The sequence below is a fragment of the Deinococcus aetherius genome, assembly GCF_025997855.1.
GTDB lineage: Bacteria > Deinococcota > Deinococci > Deinococcales > Deinococcaceae > Deinococcus > Deinococcus aetherius.
In genome coordinates this window covers 248,969-268,498 of the sequence record NZ_AP026563.1, presented here as the reverse complement: position 1 = coordinate 268,498, position 19,530 = coordinate 248,969, and the positions used below count along the sequence as shown (strand labels likewise).

General features: G+C 67.3%; 20 protein-coding genes. 7 read left to right on the top strand and 13 right to left on the bottom strand.

Annotated elements, in window-relative coordinates; translation table 11 throughout:
• Positions 1 to 7: 7 nt before the first annotated feature.
• The 4 genes from DAETH_RS23775 to DAETH_RS23760 are packed head-to-tail and all read right to left on the bottom strand — an operon-like array spanning position 8 to position 3,270.
• Positions 8 to 1,135, bottom strand: coding sequence for a bifunctional DNA primase/polymerase (locus DAETH_RS23775; RefSeq protein ID WP_264778692.1), 1,128 nt, complete (start codon positions 1,133 to 1,135; stop codon positions 8 to 10).
• Positions 1,132 to 1,614: a hypothetical protein gene (locus DAETH_RS23770; protein WP_264778691.1), complete on the bottom strand. Its 483-nt coding sequence runs from the start codon at positions 1,612 to 1,614 to the stop codon at positions 1,132 to 1,134. The genes DAETH_RS23775 and DAETH_RS23770 overlap by 4 nt, the downstream gene beginning before the upstream one ends.
• The gene (locus DAETH_RS23765; protein WP_264778690.1) at positions 1,601 to 2,488 is read right to left on the bottom strand and encodes a hypothetical protein; all 888 of its coding nucleotides are present in this window, start codon (positions 2,486 to 2,488) and stop codon (positions 1,601 to 1,603) included. Before DAETH_RS23765 ends, DAETH_RS23770 begins: the two co-directional genes overlap by 14 nt.
• Positions 2,485 to 3,270 carry a hypothetical protein gene (locus tag DAETH_RS23760; RefSeq protein WP_264778689.1) on the bottom strand — a complete coding sequence of 262 codons (786 nt, stop codon included), beginning with the start codon at positions 3,268 to 3,270 and terminating at the stop codon, positions 2,485 to 2,487. Before DAETH_RS23760 ends, DAETH_RS23765 begins: the two co-directional genes overlap by 4 nt.
• A gap of 1,475 nt (positions 3,271 to 4,745) precedes the next feature.
• Between DAETH_RS23760 and DAETH_RS23755 the strand changes: the two genes are divergently transcribed.
• Positions 4,746 to 7,496, top strand: coding sequence for a hypothetical protein (locus DAETH_RS23755; protein WP_264778688.1), 2,751 nt, complete (start codon positions 4,746 to 4,748; stop codon positions 7,494 to 7,496).
• 42 nt (positions 7,497 to 7,538) lie between these two features.
• Positions 7,539 to 8,129, top strand: a complete 591-nt coding sequence (locus tag DAETH_RS23750; protein WP_264778687.1) for a hypothetical protein — start codon at positions 7,539 to 7,541, stop codon at positions 8,127 to 8,129.
• Here the strand turns inward: DAETH_RS23750 and DAETH_RS23745 are convergent.
• Positions 8,068 to 8,457: a hypothetical protein gene (locus DAETH_RS23745; protein ID WP_264778686.1), complete on the bottom strand. Its 390-nt coding sequence runs from the start codon at positions 8,455 to 8,457 to the stop codon at positions 8,068 to 8,070. The genes DAETH_RS23750 and DAETH_RS23745 overlap by 62 nt on opposite strands.
• A gap of 298 nt (positions 8,458 to 8,755) precedes the next feature.
• Here DAETH_RS23745 and DAETH_RS23740 point away from each other — a divergent pair, with 298 nt between their 5' ends.
• From DAETH_RS23740 to DAETH_RS23725, 4 genes are all read left to right on the top strand, one after another.
• Positions 8,756 to 8,887, top strand: coding sequence for a transposase (locus DAETH_RS23740; RefSeq protein WP_264778685.1), 132 nt, complete (start codon positions 8,756 to 8,758; stop codon positions 8,885 to 8,887).
• 4 nt (positions 8,888 to 8,891) lie between these two features.
• Positions 8,892 to 9,560 carry an IS3 family transposase gene (locus DAETH_RS23735; protein WP_264778684.1) on the top strand — a complete coding sequence of 223 codons (669 nt, stop codon included), beginning with the start codon at positions 8,892 to 8,894 and terminating at the stop codon, positions 9,558 to 9,560.
• A gap of 111 nt (positions 9,561 to 9,671) precedes the next feature.
• A complete protein-coding gene (locus tag DAETH_RS23730) occupies positions 9,672 to 11,075 on the top strand; it encodes an IS30 family transposase (protein WP_264778683.1) in 1,404 nt (467 codons plus the stop codon).
• Positions 11,050 to 11,364: an integrase core domain-containing protein gene (locus DAETH_RS23725; RefSeq protein WP_264778898.1), complete on the top strand. Its 315-nt coding sequence runs from the start codon at positions 11,050 to 11,052 to the stop codon at positions 11,362 to 11,364. The genes DAETH_RS23730 and DAETH_RS23725 overlap by 26 nt, the downstream gene beginning before the upstream one ends.
• Here the strand turns inward: DAETH_RS23725 and DAETH_RS23720 are convergent.
• On the bottom strand, positions 11,343 to 11,810 hold the full coding sequence (locus DAETH_RS23720) for a C39 family peptidase (protein ID WP_264778682.1): 468 nt from the start codon (positions 11,808 to 11,810) through the stop codon (positions 11,343 to 11,345). The two genes, DAETH_RS23725 and DAETH_RS23720, sit on opposite strands and share 22 nt — an antisense overlap.
• Before the next feature lie 70 nt (positions 11,811 to 11,880).
• On the opposite strand from DAETH_RS23720, the gene DAETH_RS23715 reads away from it, so the two are divergent.
• Positions 11,881 to 12,540: a single-stranded DNA-binding protein gene (locus DAETH_RS23715; protein WP_264778681.1), complete on the top strand. Its 660-nt coding sequence runs from the start codon at positions 11,881 to 11,883 to the stop codon at positions 12,538 to 12,540.
• Positions 12,541 to 13,722: 1,182 nt separating this feature from the next.
• Here DAETH_RS23715 and DAETH_RS23710 read toward each other — a convergent pair.
• The 7 genes from DAETH_RS23710 to DAETH_RS23680 all read right to left on the bottom strand — a co-directional run bounded on the left by DAETH_RS23710 (position 13,723) and on the right by DAETH_RS23680 (position 19,390).
• The gene (locus DAETH_RS23710) at positions 13,723 to 15,249 is read right to left on the bottom strand and encodes a GspE/PulE/PilB domain-containing protein (RefSeq protein ID WP_264778680.1); all 1,527 of its coding nucleotides are present in this window, start codon (positions 15,247 to 15,249) and stop codon (positions 13,723 to 13,725) included.
• Positions 15,250 to 15,262: 13 nt separating this feature from the next.
• Positions 15,263 to 15,739: a DUF2227 family putative metal-binding protein gene (locus DAETH_RS23705; RefSeq protein WP_264778679.1), complete on the bottom strand. Its 477-nt coding sequence runs from the start codon at positions 15,737 to 15,739 to the stop codon at positions 15,263 to 15,265.
• Positions 15,726 to 16,487: a hypothetical protein gene (locus tag DAETH_RS23700; RefSeq protein WP_264778678.1), complete on the bottom strand. Its 762-nt coding sequence runs from the start codon at positions 16,485 to 16,487 to the stop codon at positions 15,726 to 15,728. The genes DAETH_RS23705 and DAETH_RS23700 overlap by 14 nt, the downstream gene beginning before the upstream one ends.
• Before the next feature lie 167 nt (positions 16,488 to 16,654).
• Positions 16,655 to 17,086, bottom strand: coding sequence for a helix-turn-helix domain-containing protein (locus DAETH_RS23695; protein ID WP_264778677.1), 432 nt, complete (start codon positions 17,084 to 17,086; stop codon positions 16,655 to 16,657).
• Entirely contained in the window at positions 17,083 to 17,424 is a 342-nt protein-coding gene (locus DAETH_RS23690; protein WP_264778676.1) for a hypothetical protein, read from the bottom strand. Before DAETH_RS23690 ends, DAETH_RS23695 begins: the two co-directional genes overlap by 4 nt.
• A 284-nt stretch (positions 17,425 to 17,708) precedes the next feature.
• Positions 17,709 to 18,737, bottom strand: a complete 1,029-nt coding sequence (locus DAETH_RS23685; RefSeq protein WP_264778675.1) for a tyrosine-type recombinase/integrase — start codon at positions 18,735 to 18,737, stop codon at positions 17,709 to 17,711.
• On the bottom strand, positions 18,734 to 19,390 hold the full coding sequence (locus tag DAETH_RS23680; protein WP_264778674.1) for a hypothetical protein: 657 nt from the start codon (positions 19,388 to 19,390) through the stop codon (positions 18,734 to 18,736). Before DAETH_RS23680 ends, DAETH_RS23685 begins: the two co-directional genes overlap by 4 nt.
• Between the last annotated feature and the right edge of the window lie 140 nt (positions 19,391 to 19,530).

Sequence of the window (19,530 nt, the reverse complement as noted above, 5' to 3'; positions counted from 1 at the left end):
GTACTCCTCATCTCCTTTTCCTCAAGAACAGAATGAGGCGTTGCCTCCCCGGAAGACTCACGCCCTGCTGGAGTTGCACGGCGGCCTCCCGAGCCAGAGCAGGGTTCAACCCCAGACTTCGCAGGGCGCCCGCGGCGCGCTCCTCGCTCTCGCGGGCGTAGGTGGCTGCGATGAGCCGGGCGAGCTGGACGCGCTCTTCCAGGGTGAGCTGCGGCAGCACGCGCCGGGCCGCATCCAGTGGGTCCGTGACCGTCCCGCTTCTGCGCGCCGGCTTCAGGCGCGCGGGCGCGCGATACGCGCTCTCCAGGCTGGAGAGCGCGTGGCGGCGGGTGTAGGGGTCATGGCGACCGTGTGCGTGTGCGCCCTGCTGCCCGACCCCGTCGGCGTAGTCCATCATCACGGGCCGGGCGTCCTCCAGAGCGTACCCCGCCTTTTTCAGTTCACGGGCCAGCCAGTACCCGGCGTTGTTTCGTGCGCCGGAAGCCCGGCTCAGCGCCTCCCGCAACAGGGTCGGCGCGTCCTCCCCGGCCCCCAGCTTGCTCGGGTCGAGTTCCGGCAGCTCCGGCGGGGGCGGGCAGGTGAGGCCTGTCCACAGGGCCACCGCTTCGGGCAGACACGCGGGGTCGAGCAACTCCTCGCTGAGGAGCTGGTACCTCCCGTTGGCCAGAACGCTCGGTGGCAGGACGATCATCCCGCCATCCCCCCGCACATCCAGTCCGGGGAACGGTGGGTTCTTGAAGCTGCCGCTGGCGAGCGTCCGGACTTTCCAACCCGGATGCGGGAAGTACAGGTGCGGGGACCCGCCCCCCGAGAGCGCGCTGGGGGGAAGGCCCCACTCCTTCAGGAGCGCCCAGCCTGCCGTTCCGTCCAGGTCGATCACCACCCGGCTGCTGACCATTCCGGTGACGCCCGCCATGCCCGGGACGCGGCGCCGGGGGTGGAACCACTCGCGCAGCAGGTCCAGGCTGACCCGCTCCTGTTGGAATCCCCGCCAGGCAGGCACCCGCTTCCCCTCGTCGTTGATGGTGTAGTGCCCCGTCTCGACCATGACGGTGTGCGGCCCCTTGAAAGGATGAACCGGGATCACATTCCACCCCACCTCCAGGGCACGCCGGGCCTGTTCCAGCAGGTTCATGCGGACTGCCGCTCGTCCGACTGGTCCCCCGTCGTCTCGGTGTTCGTCCCTGCGGGTGTGGCCGGCAGGACCTGGGCAGGAGGCGCTTTCCCTCGGGCTGGTTTCTCGCCGCTTTCCTTCCCGGGGTCCTTGCCCGCGTCATGGCCCTGGAGCTGCCGGGCCTTGCCGGCCAGCAGGGCGAACATTTCCGGCGTGCAACCGGCGTAGGTCTCGCGCGTCGCGACCTTGCCCTCGTCGTGCCGGAAATCGAGCACCTGCGCGACCGTCTCCTTGTGCCACCGCCGGAACCGCTCATCGTCGAGGATCGCGTATGACGGGAAGTCCAGGCGGTGCCTCCCGCAGCGCAGGGTCTGCTCCTTCCCGGGGATGGCGTCGAATCGGCCTTGCGAGAACGCCTCCTGAAAACGCTGGAGGTACAGCTGAAGATAGCCGGGGTGGTCGAATTGAGCCGTCACATCGGTCAGGTCAGTGATGTGCATGGGGCCGTCCTCGTTTCTGAATGAGGCTGCGGATGACGGTGCGGGTGGTGATCTCGTAGGCCACGGGCCAGCCGCTCAGGCGCCGCAGGTGGAGACCGAGGAGGTCGTCGGGCGCGGTGGCCGTCAGGACCACCAGTGTGCCCTGCTCCCGGTCCAGCCGCAGGGGATAGAGGTCGTGCCGACGGATGGCCTCCTCTGGCAGGAGGTGTTCTTCGAGCGTCACGGGCGCGTGCCGGTAGAGGGGGAGTTTCAGGTGGTCGGCCAGGGCGACCGCGTAGTCGTCCTCACTGATCAAGCCGTCACCCAGCAGCCCCGCTTCCCGGCCCTGGTACGGCCGCATCTCTGCCCCGGGGATCAGTCCGGTGACCGCGAGGCGGTCGGCCAGACTCAGCGGCCCGGCCAGCGCCTCGGGATAGGTGAGGCGCAGACAGCGGCGGTACAGGTCGGGGGGCACGACCGAGCAGGCGAGGTCCCCGCCTCCGGTCAGTGAAATCGCGTGTGCACGTTCCTGGAGCCGCGAGTCGCTGAGGTCGAGGAAAGGGTCGGGGGAGAGCAGGCGCAAGGTTTCCCCTTCGCGCCGCTGTGCCAGGGTAAGGGTGTCCAGCGCGAGGGGACGGGGAAGCATCGGTTCCACCCCGCCGCCTGGCCGGTGAATCGCTTCCTCGACCGTCTCGATGTCGTTCAGGCGGGTGTAGACCGGGCGGCCATGCAGCCGGGCCAGACGTTGCCAGAGGTCGTGGGTGTCGGCCGCGGTGCGTTCCAGGACGCGCAGCAGCGTGCCTCCCAGGGTCTGCTGGGCGCGGAGGGCCGTGTCGGCCTCCTCCTCGCTCAGCAGGCCCCCGGCGTGCAGCAGTTCGAGCGTGTCCTCGGTCATGCCAGGTTGCGCCCGGTGTACCAGCGCACGGCGCGGGCGAGGGTGTCGTCGAGGCGGGTCTGGGGCACGTTGAAACGCAGGTTCTTCTCCTCGATCAGCCGCCCGATTCGTTTCGCCAAAGGCTGGACATCCGGGTAATCGCTCAGGTACTTCTCGGCGTCCTCCCAAAAGCGCTGTGAGGTTGGGTGTTGGTGCCGCAGCTCGACCGTCTTGCTGGGAGCGACCAGGTCGAGGGCCCAGCAGGCCGCCTCCAGTTCGGTCTGGCAGAGCTGTTCACCCCGCACCCGCCCGTCGTAGAGGTGCAGTTCGCCTTCGCCGTACAGCAGTCCGGCCACGTGCGTCTGCAGGCCGTCGGTGACGGCGTAGGTGTGCAGGTGGTAGTGGTTCAGCCCGTTCATGCGTGGGAGAGTCCCGCCCTCCGCCTGGGCAAGGATGTCCTGCCAGAAGCCGTCGAGCCGGGTGAGGGTGCCCACCCGCAGTTGCAGCGACTTTCTCTGGAGCAGCGCCTTGAGTTCTTTCGGCCACCCGCTCGGCGGACGGCGCAACTGTTCGCGCAGGGTGTGCAGATTGGTGTGGACGTACACCAGGTTGTGGAACGGCACGCTGCCCAGGGCGGTGAGGAGTGCGCTGAGGCGCTGTTCCTCCTCACCCTGGCCCTGCACCGGCACGGTGAAGTAGTGCCCGGTCTTGCCTTCGTTGCGGACGTGCATGACGGTGAGGTCCTGGCCTGAGAACTGGAGGTACAGGCGCTGCTCGGGACGTTTGCTGGCTTCAGCAGGCATGGGGCTCCTTGTGACGTTGTTGGTGACCTTGGCGGGCACGCTCGAAGGTGAGGCGGCGTTCCTCTGGGAAGATGGCTTCGTCCCTGCAAACCCCGATCAGGTTCCCCTGCCGGTTGCCATCGGCGTGAATCCACACCTGCGCGGGAGGGGCTGGCCCGCGCAAGGACGGAGTGAGGTGCTGGGTTGTGGGTCGGCTCCGTCCGGCGCAGACGCTGCGTGTGCCGTGGGTCGTGTCCCAGGAGGTGTTCACGCGCCATTCGCCCAGCGTCAACCCAGCCTCGTCGGGTGGGTCGAGGAGGCTCGGCTCTCCGGTTTTGAGCCGCATTGGGGGCTTCCTCAGCAACCGGGGGAGTGAGCAGCGGCCGCAGCGACCGGGACCGCAGGGGACGGGGGAGGGCGCGGGTGACGCGGCAGCGAGGCTGGGGAGGACGCGGCCTGCCCGGCCGCCTCGGTGCCGCCTCGAAGGTGGCAATCAGGCACCCCTCGATGGCGCGGATCAGCCCGCCACCGACCAGGTGCGCGAGCAGTTGCTCCGCCACCTCCCGGGCCACGCTGAGAGCGTTGCGAAACGCCACCCCCGAAAAGCGCCGTGGTCCGTCCGGATGGAGCAGGGTGGACGCCGCCTCGCTTGCCCGCTGGATCAGTGCCGGGTCCAGCGCCGGGCGCTGCGCTGGCGGGCGCAGCCGATACCGGGTGATCTCGTCTCGCCGCAGCCGCACGGTCTGCCGCTCGACGTCAGGCAGATCCTGCAAGACGTCACTCAGCAGCGTCGGATCCCCGCCGTAACCCCCCGGAACTTCCGCAAGCCCCTGTCGCAACTGCGCGAAGTCGGCCCAGGTGCCAACACTTGCCAGCACTTCGGTCACGCGTGCCTGCAGCCGGACTCGCCAGTCCTGCAAGCGTCGGGGGAGGTCCTCTCGCAGGAAGTACACCTTGACGTTGCCCCCGTGGGCATGCAGGGTGCACTCCTCGGTCAACGTGACCAGCGCCTGACGGCAGGTCCGCAGTGACGGTGCACCCGGCTGCCCACGGCAGAGCTGGTACATCTCCGCCGCGGTGGTTCCGTTTCGGCTCAGTTCAAGGCACAGGGGGCGTAGGTCGGCTCGCATCTCGCGCGCATGGTGCCCGCCATACTCGGAACTCTGCGGCGTTCTTTTGAAATCACGTCCACAACGCTGTTATTACGGAAAAAATTTAAATCGTCTAGATAAGGAGCAGGGCTATATCGTGTTTAAGCATTCTTTCCTCGCCCTAACTGTTGGGCCTTTGACTGGATGCTCGATAGAGGACGCCTCTTGTCCTGAGATGGCTGACATAACGGTCGATAGATTAAGAACTGGTAAAGAACCTGATCGTCTCCGTGTCTAACTTGTCTAGCGTTTTTAGAACTGGTTCCCAGTGGCTCAACTTGTCTGGGTCAATTCTGCCGTTACGGGAGTCGCCGTTGGAGATTTGAGAGGAGGAGAAATGCGAGGATGGCTGGACGTCTGAATGCAGTGAGCCCGGTGCCGCTGTTGCCGCGGCCCCACCTTCTGGCACGATTGGCGGCGCCGGTCGCCGTCCTGGCGGCACCTCACGGCTACGGGAAGAGCCGACTGATCGAGACCTACCAGGCGCAACTCACCCTGCAGGGTCAGCAGGTGGTGGCGCTGACCTGTTCGCCTGACGACCGGCGCCCCTTCCACCTCGCCAACCGCCTCACCCGCGCCATCATGCGTGTGACGGGCCGCCGGATGTTCGAGGGGTTGGCCTCGACATATGCGGCCGGGGACCTGTACAGCGCCTTCGGCCTCGCGCAGGCGGTGGCTGAGGACCTCCTGTACGCCGAGGTTCCCTTTACCCTGCTGATCGACGGCGTCGACGGCGAGGAGGCAGCGACCTTCGTCGCGGAACTGGCAGTGCGTGTCTCCCCCCTGGTCCAGGTGGTCGTTTCGGGATACGAGCCGCTCGCCGCGCACTTTCCCGCGGAGGTCACGGTCCTGGGGCGGGAAGACCTGGAGTTCACCTCGCAGGAGGCCGCTGCTCTGGGGGTGCCGGACAACCCGTATGACGGCTGGCCCGCACCGACCCTGATCATGGCGGGGGGGCAAGGTCAGCCCGACCAGTACACCCAGCAACTGGTCGGACGCCTCGCCCCCGAGGACCTCGGGCTCCTGCCTGCGGCGCTGCTGGACGTCTGGCACCGTCAGACCGGCAGCCAAGTGTGCAAGGCGCTCGGTCTTCCCCGCAACTATCTCCGCCGCTTCGAGGAACTGGGCTTCCCGCTCCGTCCTCACGGCGACGGAGTGGCTCCCCCGGCGCTGCTGCGTGAGGCGATGCTTGAGGAGTTGCGCCGGACGGACGCGGACGACTTTCGCAAGTACAGCGAGCGGCTAGCGACGCTCATCGAGGCGACCCAGCCGACCCGCGCTCTGGAGCTGCGCAGTGAGATCGGGGATGAGGAGGGGGTATTGGCGCTGGCCCGCACCCGGCTTCCCATCTGGTCGCGTGAGCGCAACTGGTCGCAGGTCCGGGCTCACCTGGAACCCTTCTTCAACCGACTGACCGCCGACGAGCAGTTGCTGCTCGCCCGCGCACAAGACGGGCTGGCGACCCATCAGGAGGAGGTGGGCCGTGCCCTGAGTGTGGCTCAGCACGCACAACGTCGGGGCGCCGATGAACCGGAAGCGAGCCTCGTCGTGGGGGAGATGTTGCTGCGCCTCGGCCGGCTGGATCAGGCCGAGAGCGTCTTCAGCGAGGCGGTGAGGGCCTCGCCGGAGGGGAGCGCGCCGCGCCTGCGCGCGCTGGGTTGGCGTGCGTTGTGTCTCGTGGCGCAGGGCCGCCCCGGTGCCGCTTTGATGGAGTTGCAGACCGCCTCAGCCGCCGCGGTGGGGCTGCCCGCCGAAGAGGTCGGGGTCTTCTACGTCGCGAGGGCGAGTGCTTGCCTGCGTCTCGGTGACGTTCGGGCCGCAGGGGACGCGGCGCGTCAGGCGCAGATGGTTTACAGCTACAACCTGCCGCTGGCGTTGTCGGACCTGACGGTGACCTTCGAGCTGCTGCATCTCCTGGTCGATCTCGGCGAACTCCGGGAAGCCCGCCTGCTGCTGCGGCAGTTGCCGCGTGTGACCGTTCCAGTCGGGCGCTGGTACGGTGCGAGCCGGGCTCTCTTGCAAGCACACCTGGCTCACCGCGAGCTGCGGCTGGGTGACGGTGAGGAGGAGGCGCCCGGGCAGGCCCGGCGTGCCCTTGAGGAAGCGCGCCTGGGAGGCTACCAGACCCTGGAGGTGCAGGCCGGTCTCCGGGTGTGTCTGCTGCACGTGCACCGCCACGAATACTCGGCGGCGCTCTCGCTGGTCGGACAGCTCGAGGCGCTCTCGCCCCGTGACCCCTGGGTGGAGCCCGCCCTGTCGGACCTCAAGGCGGTCTTGCGGGCCTGCTTGAGTGAGACGCCGCCGCCGACCTCCCAGCGCCCCGTCGCGCTCCGTGAGAGTGCGTTGGTGCGGGCGCTGGTCCACGGTGGGCGGGAGGGCCACGAGCAGGTGTACGGTGCGGCCGTCGTGACCACCTGGCGGAACTGGTTTCCCTGGAGGGGCGGGAGCCCATGCGGACGGGTTCCGGACAGCGCGGCCGATGTCCTCCTGGACGACCCTCTGCCCGGGTGTACCTCCCTGGAGATCTCTCCGGCAGGGTACGGCCTGCCCCCGGTCGAGGAGCGCCCACCCGAGCATCACACCCTGGAGGTCCGCCTGCTGGGAACGCCACTGGTCCGGCTGGACGGCCGGGTGCTGGAACTGCCGCCCCGGGCGCTGGCCCTGCTGGCGTACCTGTGTGACAGCGAAGTCCACTCGGCGGGTGAGCTGATGGAGACGCTCTTCAGCGATTCCCGGCGACCCCGGGTGTACCTGGCCGTCACGCTCAGAGGGCTGCGCTCACGTTTGCAGGCCGTGCTCGGTCAGGCATGCGACCTGGTTGCCCGGGTGGATGGAGGCTACCGCCTGGCTCCTGAAGTGCGGGCCCGCTGCGACCTTCGCGAGCTGCGCGGCGCCACCCTGCGTGGGTTGCTGGGCCTCTACCGGGGACCCCTGGCCCTGGAGCAACCCTGGATGTTCCTCACCCCAAACGACCTCCGCCACGACATCCTGGCGCGCTTGAAGAAGGAGGCCGACCCGCGCGAGGCGCAGGAGGTGCTGGTCCGGCTGCGTGCCGTGGATTCCGGGTTTCCTGCCTGGAGCAGTGACCACACCTGAGACGGGAAGGTCACCAACCTGGGGTGAACCCATACTGCCCTCATGCTCGTCTTCCCTCTGGACTGGACTGAAACGCCTCCCTACACCCTGCGACCGGTCGGCCCCCAAGTCGGCTATGTGCCGCGGGTACGCCGCCGCGTTCCCGTCTACCAGGCGCTGGCGTCCGTGGACCCCGAGATGGCCCCGCCGCCGGTGCTCGTGCTGGCTCCCGAGGGCACATCGTGGTCCGCCCCGGGCGCGGCGCTCTTAGGGAAGGACGGGCAGGTGGTCGCCTACGCAACTTCAACGAGCCGCCGTGACCCCTGCGTGACCGCCGTGCTAGAGCGCTCCCTGGACCTTTCTGCTGGGCAGGCCCTGGCCACCTGGGACGCTTCCTGCTGGGCGGCGCAACTGCTCGCGTTCCGAACGCCGGGCGCCTCCCGGGAGGCCGCCTGGATGCGGCTGAGCCGCCAGCCGGTGTTCTGCCTGCGCAGCAGGCTGGAAGAGCAGGACATTGACGTCTTCACGCTCGCCCAGGCCTGCTCCCATTTCGGTCTGCCTGCGCCGGGGGAGGACGTCCTCTCGACCGCGTTCACGGTCCGGGCACTTCTTCAGATGGCGTGGGGAGGTCATACCGCTCACAGAGTTGGGTGAGGAAGGTGCGGTGGTTGGCGCGGGCGGCCTCGACGGTGGCCGCCCGCGCCACCACTTCACCCTCGTCGCCGCGCACCAGCACCGTCTCGTAAAGCAGGGGCGGGTCAGCTCCCTCCCAGACGGGGACGAACAGCGTGACCAGACTGAGGTAGTCCGGGTCAGGCAGAAAGTTCATGCCGATCACCCGCTGCCGGGCCCGCCAGACCGTGGGGGGGAGCCGCTCCACCTCGACCGGCCGCCCTGTTTCGTCGGGAAGAAAAAACCGTGCCCCGTCGCCGTAGGGCCTCTCGTAAAGCAGGTCCGTTGCCCGCTGCCGGTCGACGTTCATGCCGTAAAGCGTACCTCCCCGGCGTGACCGCACCGGAGAAATGTGACGGGGTGCTACCCCCCACGCCCACCGCCCTCATCACCTGCGCGTGCATGGCGGGCGGATAGACCGCGACGCTGATCCGGCCCTGGGTGTTCCAGAGGGTGTCGAAGTCCTGGTAAGAGATGTAGGCGTATCCGATCAGGGGGTCCGCCAGGTACAGCCGGGAGAGGCGTGGAGTGACCCCCCAGAAGCGGACCAGGAGGCAAGGCACTTCGCCCCCGTCAGCCCGTAGGCTGACGGCACCGAAGGAGCCCGTATGCCCGGACGCACCCACAGCCGCGAGTTCAAGCTGGAGATCGTCACCCAGATTGGAAGCGGCCAGAAGACGACCGCCCAGCTCTGCCGGGAACACGCCCTGTCACCCAGCCTGATTCACCGAGTCGCGTAAGGAGGTGGAGGCCCGTGGGGAAGCGGCCTTCACCGACCAGGCCAAACCCGACCAGACGCTGGAACAGCGGATTGCCGAGCTGGAGCGGTTCTGCGGGCAGTTGTCGCTGGAGAACACCATTCTGAAAAAGTCGTTGGCGACGTACCGCTCGAAACCAGGCACTTTTAGGATCGAGGATGCGCGCTCCGCGCATCCGGAGGTGTCGGTACGTCGCCTGTGTGAACTGCACGGGGTCAGCCGCTCGTGGTTCTACCAACAGCAGCACCGGGAGGAGGTAGACCCCGACCAGGCGCTGTTGCAGGACATCGAGGCGGTGGTGGAGGAGTTCAATGGGTACGGGTATCGGCGTGTGACCCGCGAGCTGGCCCGGCGAGGCCGCCGGGCCAACCACAAACGGGTGCTGCGGGTCATGCGGGAACGCCGCTTGCTGTGCCGCCAGAGGCGCCGCTACCGGGTCACGACCGACTCGAACCACCAAGGGGCACGGTTCCCCAACCTGCTGCGCGAAGTCATCCCGGTGCGGCCGGATCAGGTGTGGCAGGCTGACCTAACCTACGTGCGGGTTCAGCGGGGCTTCGTCTACCTGGCTTGCGTGCTGGACGGTTTTACCCGTGAGGTCGTCGGCTGGTCCATGTCCAGGTTCATTGATGCGGACTTACCGCTGGCGGCCTAGGACAACGCGCTGCGAGCGCGTTGTCCTGCCCCGGGGCTCCTGCATCATTCGGACCAGGGGGTGCACGGTGGATTCAAGCGGTCGTCGCAACACCTCGAAAAAGGGGTTGTGATGGGGACGGGGAAGCGAAAGTCAGATGCTGCGGGGCGACGGAAGCTGCATTCACCAGGACGGCCAAGCGTCGCCCGACGAGAGCACCAGCGGCAGTTCTGGGTGTTGATCGCAGCAGGTCAGGCGAGTGAAGATGCAGCCACAGCCGTCGGTGTCTCGCCCGCCGTGGGCGCGCGATGGTTTCGAGAGGCAGGTGGTATGCCCCCCACAACGCTGGCCCCCTGGAACGCCGCGCCGTCAGGGCGGTATCTGTCCTTCGCCCAGCGGGAAGAGATCGCGCTGGGCCGAGCACAAGGTCATGGTGTCCGGGAGATCGCCCGGCACCTGGGCTGGGCACCATCGACAATCTCGCGGGAGTTACGACGCAACGCCGCCACGCGTGGCGGCGGCCTGGAGTACCGGGCGACGACCGCCCAGTGGCACGCCGAACGGTCGGCCCGCCGACCGAAACCGGCCAAACTCGTGACGAACGTGGCGCTGCGGACGTACGTGCAAGATCGCCTGGCCGGGCAGATCACCGCCCCCAGTGGGGTGAGTATTCCCGGGCCGATTGTGGCGTTCAAGGGCCGTCGGCACGGGCGGCGACAGAGTCGCCGCTGGGCCAGTGCGTGGAGTCCACAGCAGATCGCCCGCCGATTGCGGCTCGACTTCCCGGACGACCACACCATGCGGATCAGCCACGAAGCCATTTATCAGGCGCTGTACATCGAAGGGCGGGGTGGGCTGCGCCGTGAGCTGGTCACCTGTCTGCGGACCGGTCGGCCACTCCGTGTTCCTCGGGCGCGACGCGCCCGACAGGCCAAGGCGTTCGTCACCCCCGAAGTCATGCTCAAAGAGCGTCCAGGAGAAGCGGCGGATCGGACGGTGGCGGGCCACTGGGAAGGCGACCTCATTCTTGGCCTGGGCAGCTCCGCCATCGGGACGCTGGTGGAGCGCTCGACACGATGCACGTTGTTGCTGCATCTGCCCCGCCTGCCTAGCCACGGCGTGGAAGTTCGCGTCAAGAATGGCCCGGCGTTGGCCGGACACGGCGCCGAATCGGTGCGTGACGCGCTGAAGAGCGCACTCACTCCCCTGCCGGAGCAGCTCCGTCGGTCGCTGACGTGGGATCAGGGTGCCGAGATGAGCCAGCACGCGAGGTTGCGTGGCGAAACCGGGGTTGCCGTCTATTTCTGCGAGCCGCAGAGCCCGTGGCAGCGGGGCACGAACGAGAACACGAACGGACTGTTGCGTCAGTATTTCCCAAAGGGCACGGACTTGAGCGTCCACAGCGCGGACGACCTTGCCGCCGTAGCCGCCACCCTGAACGCCCGACCTCGTCGGGTACTTGGCTGGCGAACGCCCCAGGAGGCCTTTGAACACGCGCTGCACGCCATTCATGCTGCTGTTGCGACGACCGCTTGAATCTGCCCACTACGCCAGCCGGGTGTACGTGGACCGCCTGCGGTCCGCGGATATCACACCGAGCATGTCCAGAACGGGGAACCCGTATGACAACGCCAAGATGGAGAGCTTCTATAAGACCCTCAAGACCGAGGAGGTCGATCTGCAAGAGTACGTCGATCTGGACGATGCCCGGCGGCACATTGACTGCTGTATTGCGGACCTGTACAACCGCCGCCGACTGCACTCCAGCCTGGGGTACGTCCCACCTGCCGAGTTCGCCGCCCGTTACACTGCCGCCCAGACCTGACTTGCCCCGCGGTCCGCTCGATGGGGTTCACTCCAGCGGTCGTCAAACCCACGGATCACGCGGAAATGCGGCACCTTGCCGACTTCCTGGGAGTACTGCAAGACGATGCTGGGCACACCCAGCGCGATCAGATTCTTGAGCAAGGGAATCTGGCTGCCTCGGATCTGCACGGCCCGCAGGCCGTAGCGGCCGACAAAGTGCTCGATGGCCTCCACCTGCATGTAGCTGCCCGGGGACGGTTTGGTGGCCCGGCTGATGGTCTGCACCGGGACGGTGAAGTCGTAATACGCCAGCACCATCGCGATGCTCGCCGGGCCGCAGTCGTTCCAGCCCTGATACACGACGGGCAGGTGCTGCAGGGCCAGGGCGGGCTGGGAGACGGCCCGGGCGGGAAGGGCCAGGGTGAGCAGCGCCCCCAGCGTGAGGGAGAGAAGTCGTCGTCGCATGGGGCCAGTGTGCCGCCGGGTCAGGTTGGACTTCGTGCCTTCCAACCTGACCTCCCCCCAGGATGGCACCATGCTGACGCTGACCCACGGCACCTCCGCCGAGTTCACCGCTGCGCTCGCGCGTCCGGGCGTCCTGAAACCCGGCGGCCAGTTCGCCACGTTCACCCTGGCCGGAGAGTTCGAGCGGTCTCGGGAGGACGGGACGTCGATCCGGACGGTCTTTTACCAGCCCTGTGTTGCCGCGGGTCGTCTGGCAGGACGGCTGGGGACGCTGGGCGCGGGCGAGGCGATCAGCGGAACGGGCGTGCTGGCCGCGTATGAGGGTGAGATCGTCATCGTGGTTCAGGATGCGGCGCGCCTGCCCAGCGAGCACGTCCGCCTGGAACTGGACGGCGGCGGGGCCGCGCGGCTGCTTCGTGCCCGTTGGCGGGTCCGGGCGCGGGGGGTGTTGATTACCCCACCGCAGGCCCAGCGCCTGGAGAACGAAGTGCCGGTGACGAACATTCGACTGGGGCTCACGCCGAAGCGGGCGGAGGGGACGGAGACTCAGCTGGTGCCACTGGAACTGGCCGCCTACGGGGAGCTGGCGGTCGTGCTCGCCGGGCAGGGCAAGGGAAACTACCTCGACACCTGGGGTGTGTTGCAGCGTCGTCAAGGAGCGCAGCGCCGCTTTTCCCGGCTGGAAGTGCAGGACGTTGAGCCCCTGCACGGGACGCGGGCGCTGCTGTAAGGATAAATTTCAAGGCATGTCTATCCATCAGGGATGCTATGTAGAAAAGCATTTATCTTTTGAACTGTCTGCGGAAACCCTAGCACTGCACTAACAGTGTAAATTTTAAATCAAGCGACAAATGCCTCACTTGATTTTCAAAAGGTAAAATTCGTACAGTCGTCAGTTGTAGGGTGGAGACGGTTTTGTATTTAAATCGAATACACGTGATCGTCAGCTAATGCTAAAGTGATCGGTAAATGTAGGTGAGTGTGGGCGCGCCAAGCAGGTTCGTGATGGGCAGAGGTGAGCAGGCTTGAAGCCTTGGCAAGCGCCATTCTCCACTCGCCAGCCTGTTGCCCATCCCAGTTGCGTGTAAGGTCTACGCCTGCAATGTGTTCACATGAATGGTTACGTGTGGCTTGTCTAATCTCATCGAGAAAATCCCTTCGTACGAAGTGCCGCCCACTTATAGGTGTGGCATACGTACCACGCAGACCACCAAGCATAGTGTTGTCGTGATCAATGACACCAAGGGCAGCTCCCACAAACTCAGCTCTCATCCGGGTCAATGTACGTAATAGGGCAGAGGTCACAGATATGTCCTCTCCTAGGATTACAACTGACGCGCTGGAGTGTGCAAGACGCTGCAAAACGTCAACTGCCTGTAGTCGTTCAGCAACATGCATGTCGTGAACAACCAAGACGGCCGATGCCAGCGAGTCGCTCTCCTGCGGTGAGGTGGGAGATAGAGCGAGAGCGGCGTGTAGTTCCTGAAGGACGGATTTCGCACGTGTAGCATAGCTACCTTTGCCAAAGGTAGCGCTAATAATGCGTCGTTCGCCTCCCTCTTCTCGTGCCAGAGCTACCCGGTACTCACGGTAGCCATATAGCCGCGCTGTAATTTCAAGGGCTTGCCCGTGAGATAAAGAAATCCTTCTTGCAGCAAGCAGGGGTCGAAGAGACGCAGCAAGGGGACGTGCGACCATGACAAATGCACTCATGTGATTCCTAGCGCAGAAGTAATTAACAGCACTGGTATTGTCCTACTCACTTCTGCGGCTGCTCACTGTGCAAGTGGCGGTCACGCGCCCCGTTAGGCCCCAGTGCGGGCAAGGTGGGGTACCGACCCCAGCCTAGCATACTTTTAGACTTCCTTCCCTGGGAGACAAATCGTGTAATAAGGAGGAAAAGGCCGCTCGCCTACGACCTACTGAATAATCCCCGGTATCCGCGCCTCCTCCCCTCTGCCTCCCAAGGATTGGGGAGTGACAGGCCTTCGAATGGTCCACGCTCCAGCACTAGGCTCTCGAACCTTACCTCGCCGTCGGGCCCCAACGCTCGCAGGACGGCGCCTGCCCCGCCGACCGTCCACTCGGCGGTCAGCCGCTCGCCGTCCTCATCCGGCCAGCCACCCGTGCACACCAGCGCCCGCGCATCCTCGCGCGCCAGGGTGGGGTAACGGCGTTCAGTCGGGGCCGTCTCCAGGGGCCAGGCCGACGTGCCCGGCACCCGTAGCACGACGACCCGCCCATGCGCGTGGGCCAGACAGGCCAGCAGCAGGGCGTGGAGATCAGGGTCGAAGTCGGTCCCCAGATAGTCGGTGACCTCACCCGGCTGTATGGTCGTGTCGGCCGCCAGCAGGAGGGTCAGGTGAGACTCCCCGGCCTGCTCCTGGTGGACCGACTCCTCAACCTGAGGGGGCGTGGTGTCGTTTCCCTCCAGCAGGCGGTCGAGCGCCGTGGACTCCGTCACCAGCACTTCCACACGTGGCTGCCCGCTGCGTTCGGCTGCGACCTTCCGAAGGACCGCCTCGCGGTGCGGCTGGTCGGTGAGGACGGAGAACGTCCCGTCCTCCAACCGGTGCCCGAACACCCGGTACGTCCTGCAGGTGGGTTCGTCGAGCAGGTGCGCGGCGTCCTCGCGTGGCGGGTCCAAACGGACGTCCACGAAGGGGAGACCACGCGAGAGGGCCAGCGCCCGGAAGGCCAAGTCCTCACTGATCCGCCGGCTCTTCAGGAGAGTCTGTTCCAGGCGCGGGTCCGACAGTTCCGAGGTTTCCACTCCTCCGTACCCGAGTTGCAGCAGCGCTTCGGAGATGGACATCCGCCGGGACGTTCCACGCTCCGGAAGGGTCCCGGGTCCCCCGTTCTGGCTGGACCCTGGGTGGGACACGTCGACAGCAGGCGTGGTCTGTGCATCGGGTGAGAGGTCGACGATCACCGCCTCGGGTCCGGTTTCACGTTCGGGACCTTGGGCAGGGGAAGGCGGCACGGACGACTCCGGCTGCGCGGCGAGGGCTGCCAGATCGATCGGGGGTCGGTACTCCTCCTCAGGCACGGTGGGCGGGGGGCTGATCCAGGCCGGTTCGCTCGGTCGGCTGGCAGGTCGGCCCACCACGATCAGGGCGGATGGGGGGAGGTAATACAGGCCCTCTTCCTGAAAGGGATTGCTGCTGGCCCGTACCGTCTGCCCCTCCGCCTCCGCCTCGACCAGAGCACGGGCCGCGTCGAGAATCCGCAGGGCCCGCTCGGCCTGTGGAACTCCGTAGGCGGCGAGCACTCGGCCGATCACCCGCTCGTCGAGGAAGGTCCGTGCCCGTTCCAGGACGTGCGCGTCCTGCTGGGAGCGGGACCACCGTCTGCCGCCTGGAGGACGGAGACGGCCGAACTGGAAGAAGGTCAGCCGCGCCTCGCTGCGCAGGACATCGGCGAAGGTCGGTTGTTTCAAGGGCTTCCTCCTCTCACCACCGGCGCACGTTCCAGGGCCGGTAGCCGTCCAGCCACAGGTGCAGCCAATACGCGATCAGGTATCCGGCCAGTGCCGCCGCGAGGAGCGGCCCACCTGGGGTGGGCACCCGCAGGGTGACGCCCAGGACACGGTCCACGGCGAGCAGTGCGGCGACCGGCAGTGCCAGCAGGACGCCCGCGTACCCCAGCAGGAGGAGCGGTCCGCGGACGTAGGTATGCGTGACGCCCCGGTGCCGCACGAACAGGTTCAATGGGCGCCACAGGTCTCCCCAGACACCCCAGTTGCGCCGGGCCCGCACCCGCACGTGTCCCGCCAGGTCGAGGTCGGGCGTGATCAGCAGCGTGCCCACCAGGTACCCCGCCGCCAGCGGGAGGAGCAGGTCCTGGGCGACGTGCAGGGCGGCCAGGGGTCCGGCGATCCCCACCAGGGCGAGCAGGTTGACTCCGGTATGCAGGTCACCGCTGGGCATCGCGGCCGGGCGTGACGTTGAGGATCGTGCGGCTGGTGTACTCGTTGATGCCGACGCGGTACGGCCACAGCACCGTGGGATTGGCCCCAGCGTCGGCCGCGCTGGCGGTTACGGTGCCGTAGCGGGTCGTGCCGGGGGCGACCACGAGCGTGCCGAGGTTCGTCTTGACGAGCACATTGCCGCCGTTCTGACCCTTGATCGCCAACTGCCGTTCGTTGAGAGTGACTGCCCGGGATCCGGCCTGCACACGGTAGTTGACCACGAGCACGTTCCCGTCACGGGTGGCGGTGAAGGTGAAGCGCGGGATCTCCTCGGCGCCGAGGGCCGCACCCGGACGGAGGCTGACGGTGGGAGCGCTGACCTGTGGAGTTGCCGGGGCCGGGCTCGTCTCCTCGGGGTCCTGGACGGTGACGTTCACGATGCTGCCCGCGTGGTCGGTGGACAGGGTGAGGCGCCAGATGTAGGTTCCGCTTTCGGTCACGATCTGCAGGGGCGTGGAGCCGTACCCGGCGAGGCCCGCGAGCAGCACGCGGTTGCCGTCCTTTCTGCGGTCGACCAGCCCGTCGCGCGTGACCAGGACGTCCTTGACGGCCTCGGGGAAGACGAGGGTGCCGAGGGCGCCGGGACCGAGCGTCAGGGTGTAGTGTTGGGCCTGCTGCGGGGTCAGGATGACGTTCACGTCCTTCAGGGCGACGGCAGGTGTGGAGACAAGGGCGAGGAGGGCGAGCAGGGTGAGGCGTCTGGTCATGGGTGATGTCCTCCACCCTGAAGTGTGGTGGCGGGCCAGGTTGGACGCTGCAGCGTGTCGGGCAGCCGTGAGGCCCTGTTGTTGCCGGCCACGTGCTCCTGGCCCTGCTCTCGCTTGAGCGGCTGGACGTCCCGACCCTCGCACACCCCTTCGTTCCCGTTCACCCTTCATCCAAGTTGACCGGAAACGCTCGGCTGCCAGGCTCCACTTCGGGTGAACACCCCCAGGCTCCCGATGCAGCGGCAGCTCACCTCACCTCGCCAGAGCGCACGGGTGAGCACGTCCGTGACGACCGAGCGTGGAAAACCGGTCGTGGTGACGAGTGCCGCCACGGTGCGCTGCCGCTGGACCTCGGCGAGGACCCGCTCCTGGGTCACCTCGGCGGGCTCGGTTTCCAGAGTGGTCAGATGATGGAGGCGGAGAGTTCCCGCGCGGTCGGCGGCCTTGCAAGCCAAGCCAGCGTCCTGAAGAGTCCTGAGAAGGGTGTGGGCGTCCGCACGCGGGAGGCCGATGAGGGCCGCGATGTCGCCGGTGGTGGACGGGCCTTGCCCCAGGAGGTCGAGCACCTGCAGGCTGTGGAGAGGGGAGAGGACGTTCATGCTGCTCCACCACGCGCCGCGTGAGGGACCAAGCGGGCGAGCAGGGCCCGTTGAATGAGCAGGTGCGCCTGAGCGGGCTGCTGGGCGTACAACTGCTGGTACTTGAACCGCAGGGACGCGAGTTCCCGAATCTCCGGCAGCAGGGGGAGCGCGCCGACGAAGTAACTGCTCTCGCGGACATGGACGTGGGGCCCCCCGGCGTGTTGGTGGAGGACCAGGGCGGTGAGGAGGCTCAGCATCAGGAGTTGGGCGCGGTCGCGCTCAACCTCGAACACGCCCATCAGGGCTTTAGTGAGTTCCTCGCGGGCCTGTGCTGAGCGCAGGGGCAAGTCGTTCACGGCGTGGTGCTTGTGTACAGGTTGAACCAGAGGATGAGTGTCTGGCGCCCAGCGCCTGCTGGTAGGCGGGGAGGACAGGGAAGATGACCCGGGTGCTGGACACAGTGCAGACGTGACGGCATACCACCATTGTTCCTGTGGCTCAGGTTGGACTCGGGCCTTGCCGCACTCGGCGGGGTTGCCCTTTTCCAGCCTGTCCACCAACAGCGGTGATCGGATGTGCCGAAGCCTCGTGCAGGAAACGCCTCTGGGCGAGGACGTAGCTGTGCCCTGCCTGGTGAGCCTCACCACTCCCGGATGGCTTGCCGGGCGCGCTTCACGCCCACCCGCACGTACCCGCGCGTCGTGTTCACGTTGGCGTGGCCCAGCACCTCCGCCACCGCCACGAAGTCCCCCAGCGCCTCGTACAGCCGGCTCCCCATGTACTTGCGGAAGGCGTGGAAGCCCCGGAAATCATTCCCCCCGTCCCGCCGCGCGAACAGCGGCCGCACGTGGTACGCCGCCCCCTGCCAGGTGCGGTACGGAAAGATGTAGTCCTCGCGGTGGCGTCGGGTCCGGGCCGCTCCCCGGTAAGCGTGCAGGGCATCCGCCAGGCGCGGGCTGATGGGGACCACGCGGCTCTTGCGGCCCTTGCCCGACTGCACGACGAGGTGCGGCTCGTCGTCCCCGGCGTCCACGTCCGGCCAGCGCAGGCTCAGGGCCTCGTCGATGCGCAGTCCCGAGTGGGTGAGCACCAGCAGCAGGGCCCACACCTCCAGTTGCCGAGAGCGCTTTGCTGGTGTATCTGCCTCCCCGTAGGCGTCCCGGGCGCGGGTCAGCACCCCGGCGACGAGGCTCTCGCTGTACGGCGCATTCTTCTCGAGGGGGTGACGGCGGTCACGGGGGAGGCGCACGTCCTCGAAGGGAACAGCCTTTGTGGCGCCCGCCCAACGCAGGGCCTTGTACAGGGTGATCCCGGCCGCCACGCGGGCCTGCACGGTACTGATCGACTTGCCGGAAGCGATCAGGTCGCCCACCCACCCCTGGGCGTCCTCACGCTCGGGACCGAGCACCTTCCAGGCCCGGTTCGTCATGTGGTCGACGAGCTGCCGGACCCCGGTGCGGTAACTGAGCAGGGTGTGGCGGCTGATCAGGACGCCCGACTGCGCGTGCTGGGTGAGGTAGGCCTCGACCAGGGACCAGAGCGCCTCGGCGTCCTTTTCGGCGCAGGCCTGGACGGCGCGGCGGCGCCGCTCGTCGGGGTGGAGTGTTACCCACGCCCGGGCGCGGTCGTGCAGGTCCCGGCGCACCAGGTCGAGGGACAGGTCCGTCACTCCCGCGGCCTGTGGAGGTGACGGGCGAGGACGGTGTCCAGGACATCCCCCGGCACGTCGCGCTGACCGGCGTCCCAGGCGTCGAACAGGACCCGCGCCAGTTCGCGGACGGGGGGAATCAGGGCCGGGTCGGTCGCCAGCCGCTCGGCCTCACGCCGTCGCTCCTCGGGATCAAGGCCGTCCTCCTCGAACGCCTCCAGCAGTTCCCCGACCCGCAGGGCGTCCGTGCCCTGCAAGGCCACGTCTTGGCGTATGTGCGCCTGGCCGTACCGGCCCTCGTACTCGGGGGTATGGAGCGGCCCGGCGAGGAGGCAGGCGAGTTCGAGGAGGGCCTCGTGCGCGTTCCCGGGCCAGGTGTCGGGGAGGTCGCGCACCACGGCCGCAAAATGGTCGAAGCCGGGCCCTCGGATCTCCTGGGAGTCGAAGGTCACCCGGACGAGGCGGATCTGCGAGGCCGGGGTCAGGGCGTAGTACGCGGCGGCATGGCCCGCCTCGTGGTGCATGAGGGTGATCGCTTCCACCAGGTCGAGGAGTTCGGCAGCCAGGGTGGCCGCTCGTTCGGGCGTCTCTGCCTGGCGAACCCGACGGGCAAGGTCGCGCAGCCGATCCGTGACGGGGTGATCCCCGAAGTGGGGGTGGAGGGTTGAAACCACCATGAGATTTTACAATAATTGATCTTATTGGAAAAACTGGTCAGACGTCGACCCAGCCGTCCCGGTGGCCGGAAACGTCCGGGGACCACCCTCGACCGTGGTGCAGTGGAGTCTGCCGCCGGGCGTGTTGACGTCCCCCG

Coding starts and splice junctions, on each gene's coding strand:
- DAETH_RS23775 (WP_264778692.1), bottom strand. CDS start 1,135: ATGAACCTGCTGGAACAGGCCCGGCGTGCCCTGGAGGTGGGGTGGAAT.
- DAETH_RS23770 (WP_264778691.1), bottom strand. CDS start 1,614: ATGCACATCACTGACCTGACCGATGTGACGGCTCAATTCGACCACCCC.
- DAETH_RS23765 (WP_264778690.1), bottom strand. CDS start 2,488: ATGACCGAGGACACGCTCGAACTGCTGCACGCCGGGGGCCTGCTGAGC.
- DAETH_RS23760 (WP_264778689.1), bottom strand. CDS start 3,270: ATGCCTGCTGAAGCCAGCAAACGTCCCGAGCAGCGCCTGTACCTCCAG.
- DAETH_RS23755 (WP_264778688.1), top strand. CDS start 4,746: ATGGCTGGACGTCTGAATGCAGTGAGCCCGGTGCCGCTGTTGCCGCGG.
- DAETH_RS23750 (WP_264778687.1), top strand. CDS start 7,539: ATGCTCGTCTTCCCTCTGGACTGGACTGAAACGCCTCCCTACACCCTG.
- DAETH_RS23745 (WP_264778686.1), bottom strand. CDS start 8,457: ATGAACGTCGACCGGCAGCGGGCAACGGACCTGCTTTACGAGAGGCCC.
- DAETH_RS23740 (WP_264778685.1), top strand. CDS start 8,756: ATGCCCGGACGCACCCACAGCCGCGAGTTCAAGCTGGAGATCGTCACC.
- DAETH_RS23730 (WP_264778683.1), top strand. CDS start 9,672: ATGGGGACGGGGAAGCGAAAGTCAGATGCTGCGGGGCGACGGAAGCTG.
- DAETH_RS23725 (WP_264778898.1), top strand. CDS start 11,050: ATGCTGCTGTTGCGACGACCGCTTGAATCTGCCCACTACGCCAGCCGG.
- DAETH_RS23720 (WP_264778682.1), bottom strand. CDS start 11,810: ATGCGACGACGACTTCTCTCCCTCACGCTGGGGGCGCTGCTCACCCTG.
- DAETH_RS23715 (WP_264778681.1), top strand. CDS start 11,881: ATGCTGACGCTGACCCACGGCACCTCCGCCGAGTTCACCGCTGCGCTC.
- DAETH_RS23705 (WP_264778679.1), bottom strand. CDS start 15,739: ATGCCCAGCGGTGACCTGCATACCGGAGTCAACCTGCTCGCCCTGGTG.
- DAETH_RS23700 (WP_264778678.1), bottom strand. CDS start 16,487: ATGACCAGACGCCTCACCCTGCTCGCCCTCCTCGCCCTTGTCTCCACA.
- DAETH_RS23695 (WP_264778677.1), bottom strand. CDS start 17,086: ATGAACGTCCTCTCCCCTCTCCACAGCCTGCAGGTGCTCGACCTCCTG.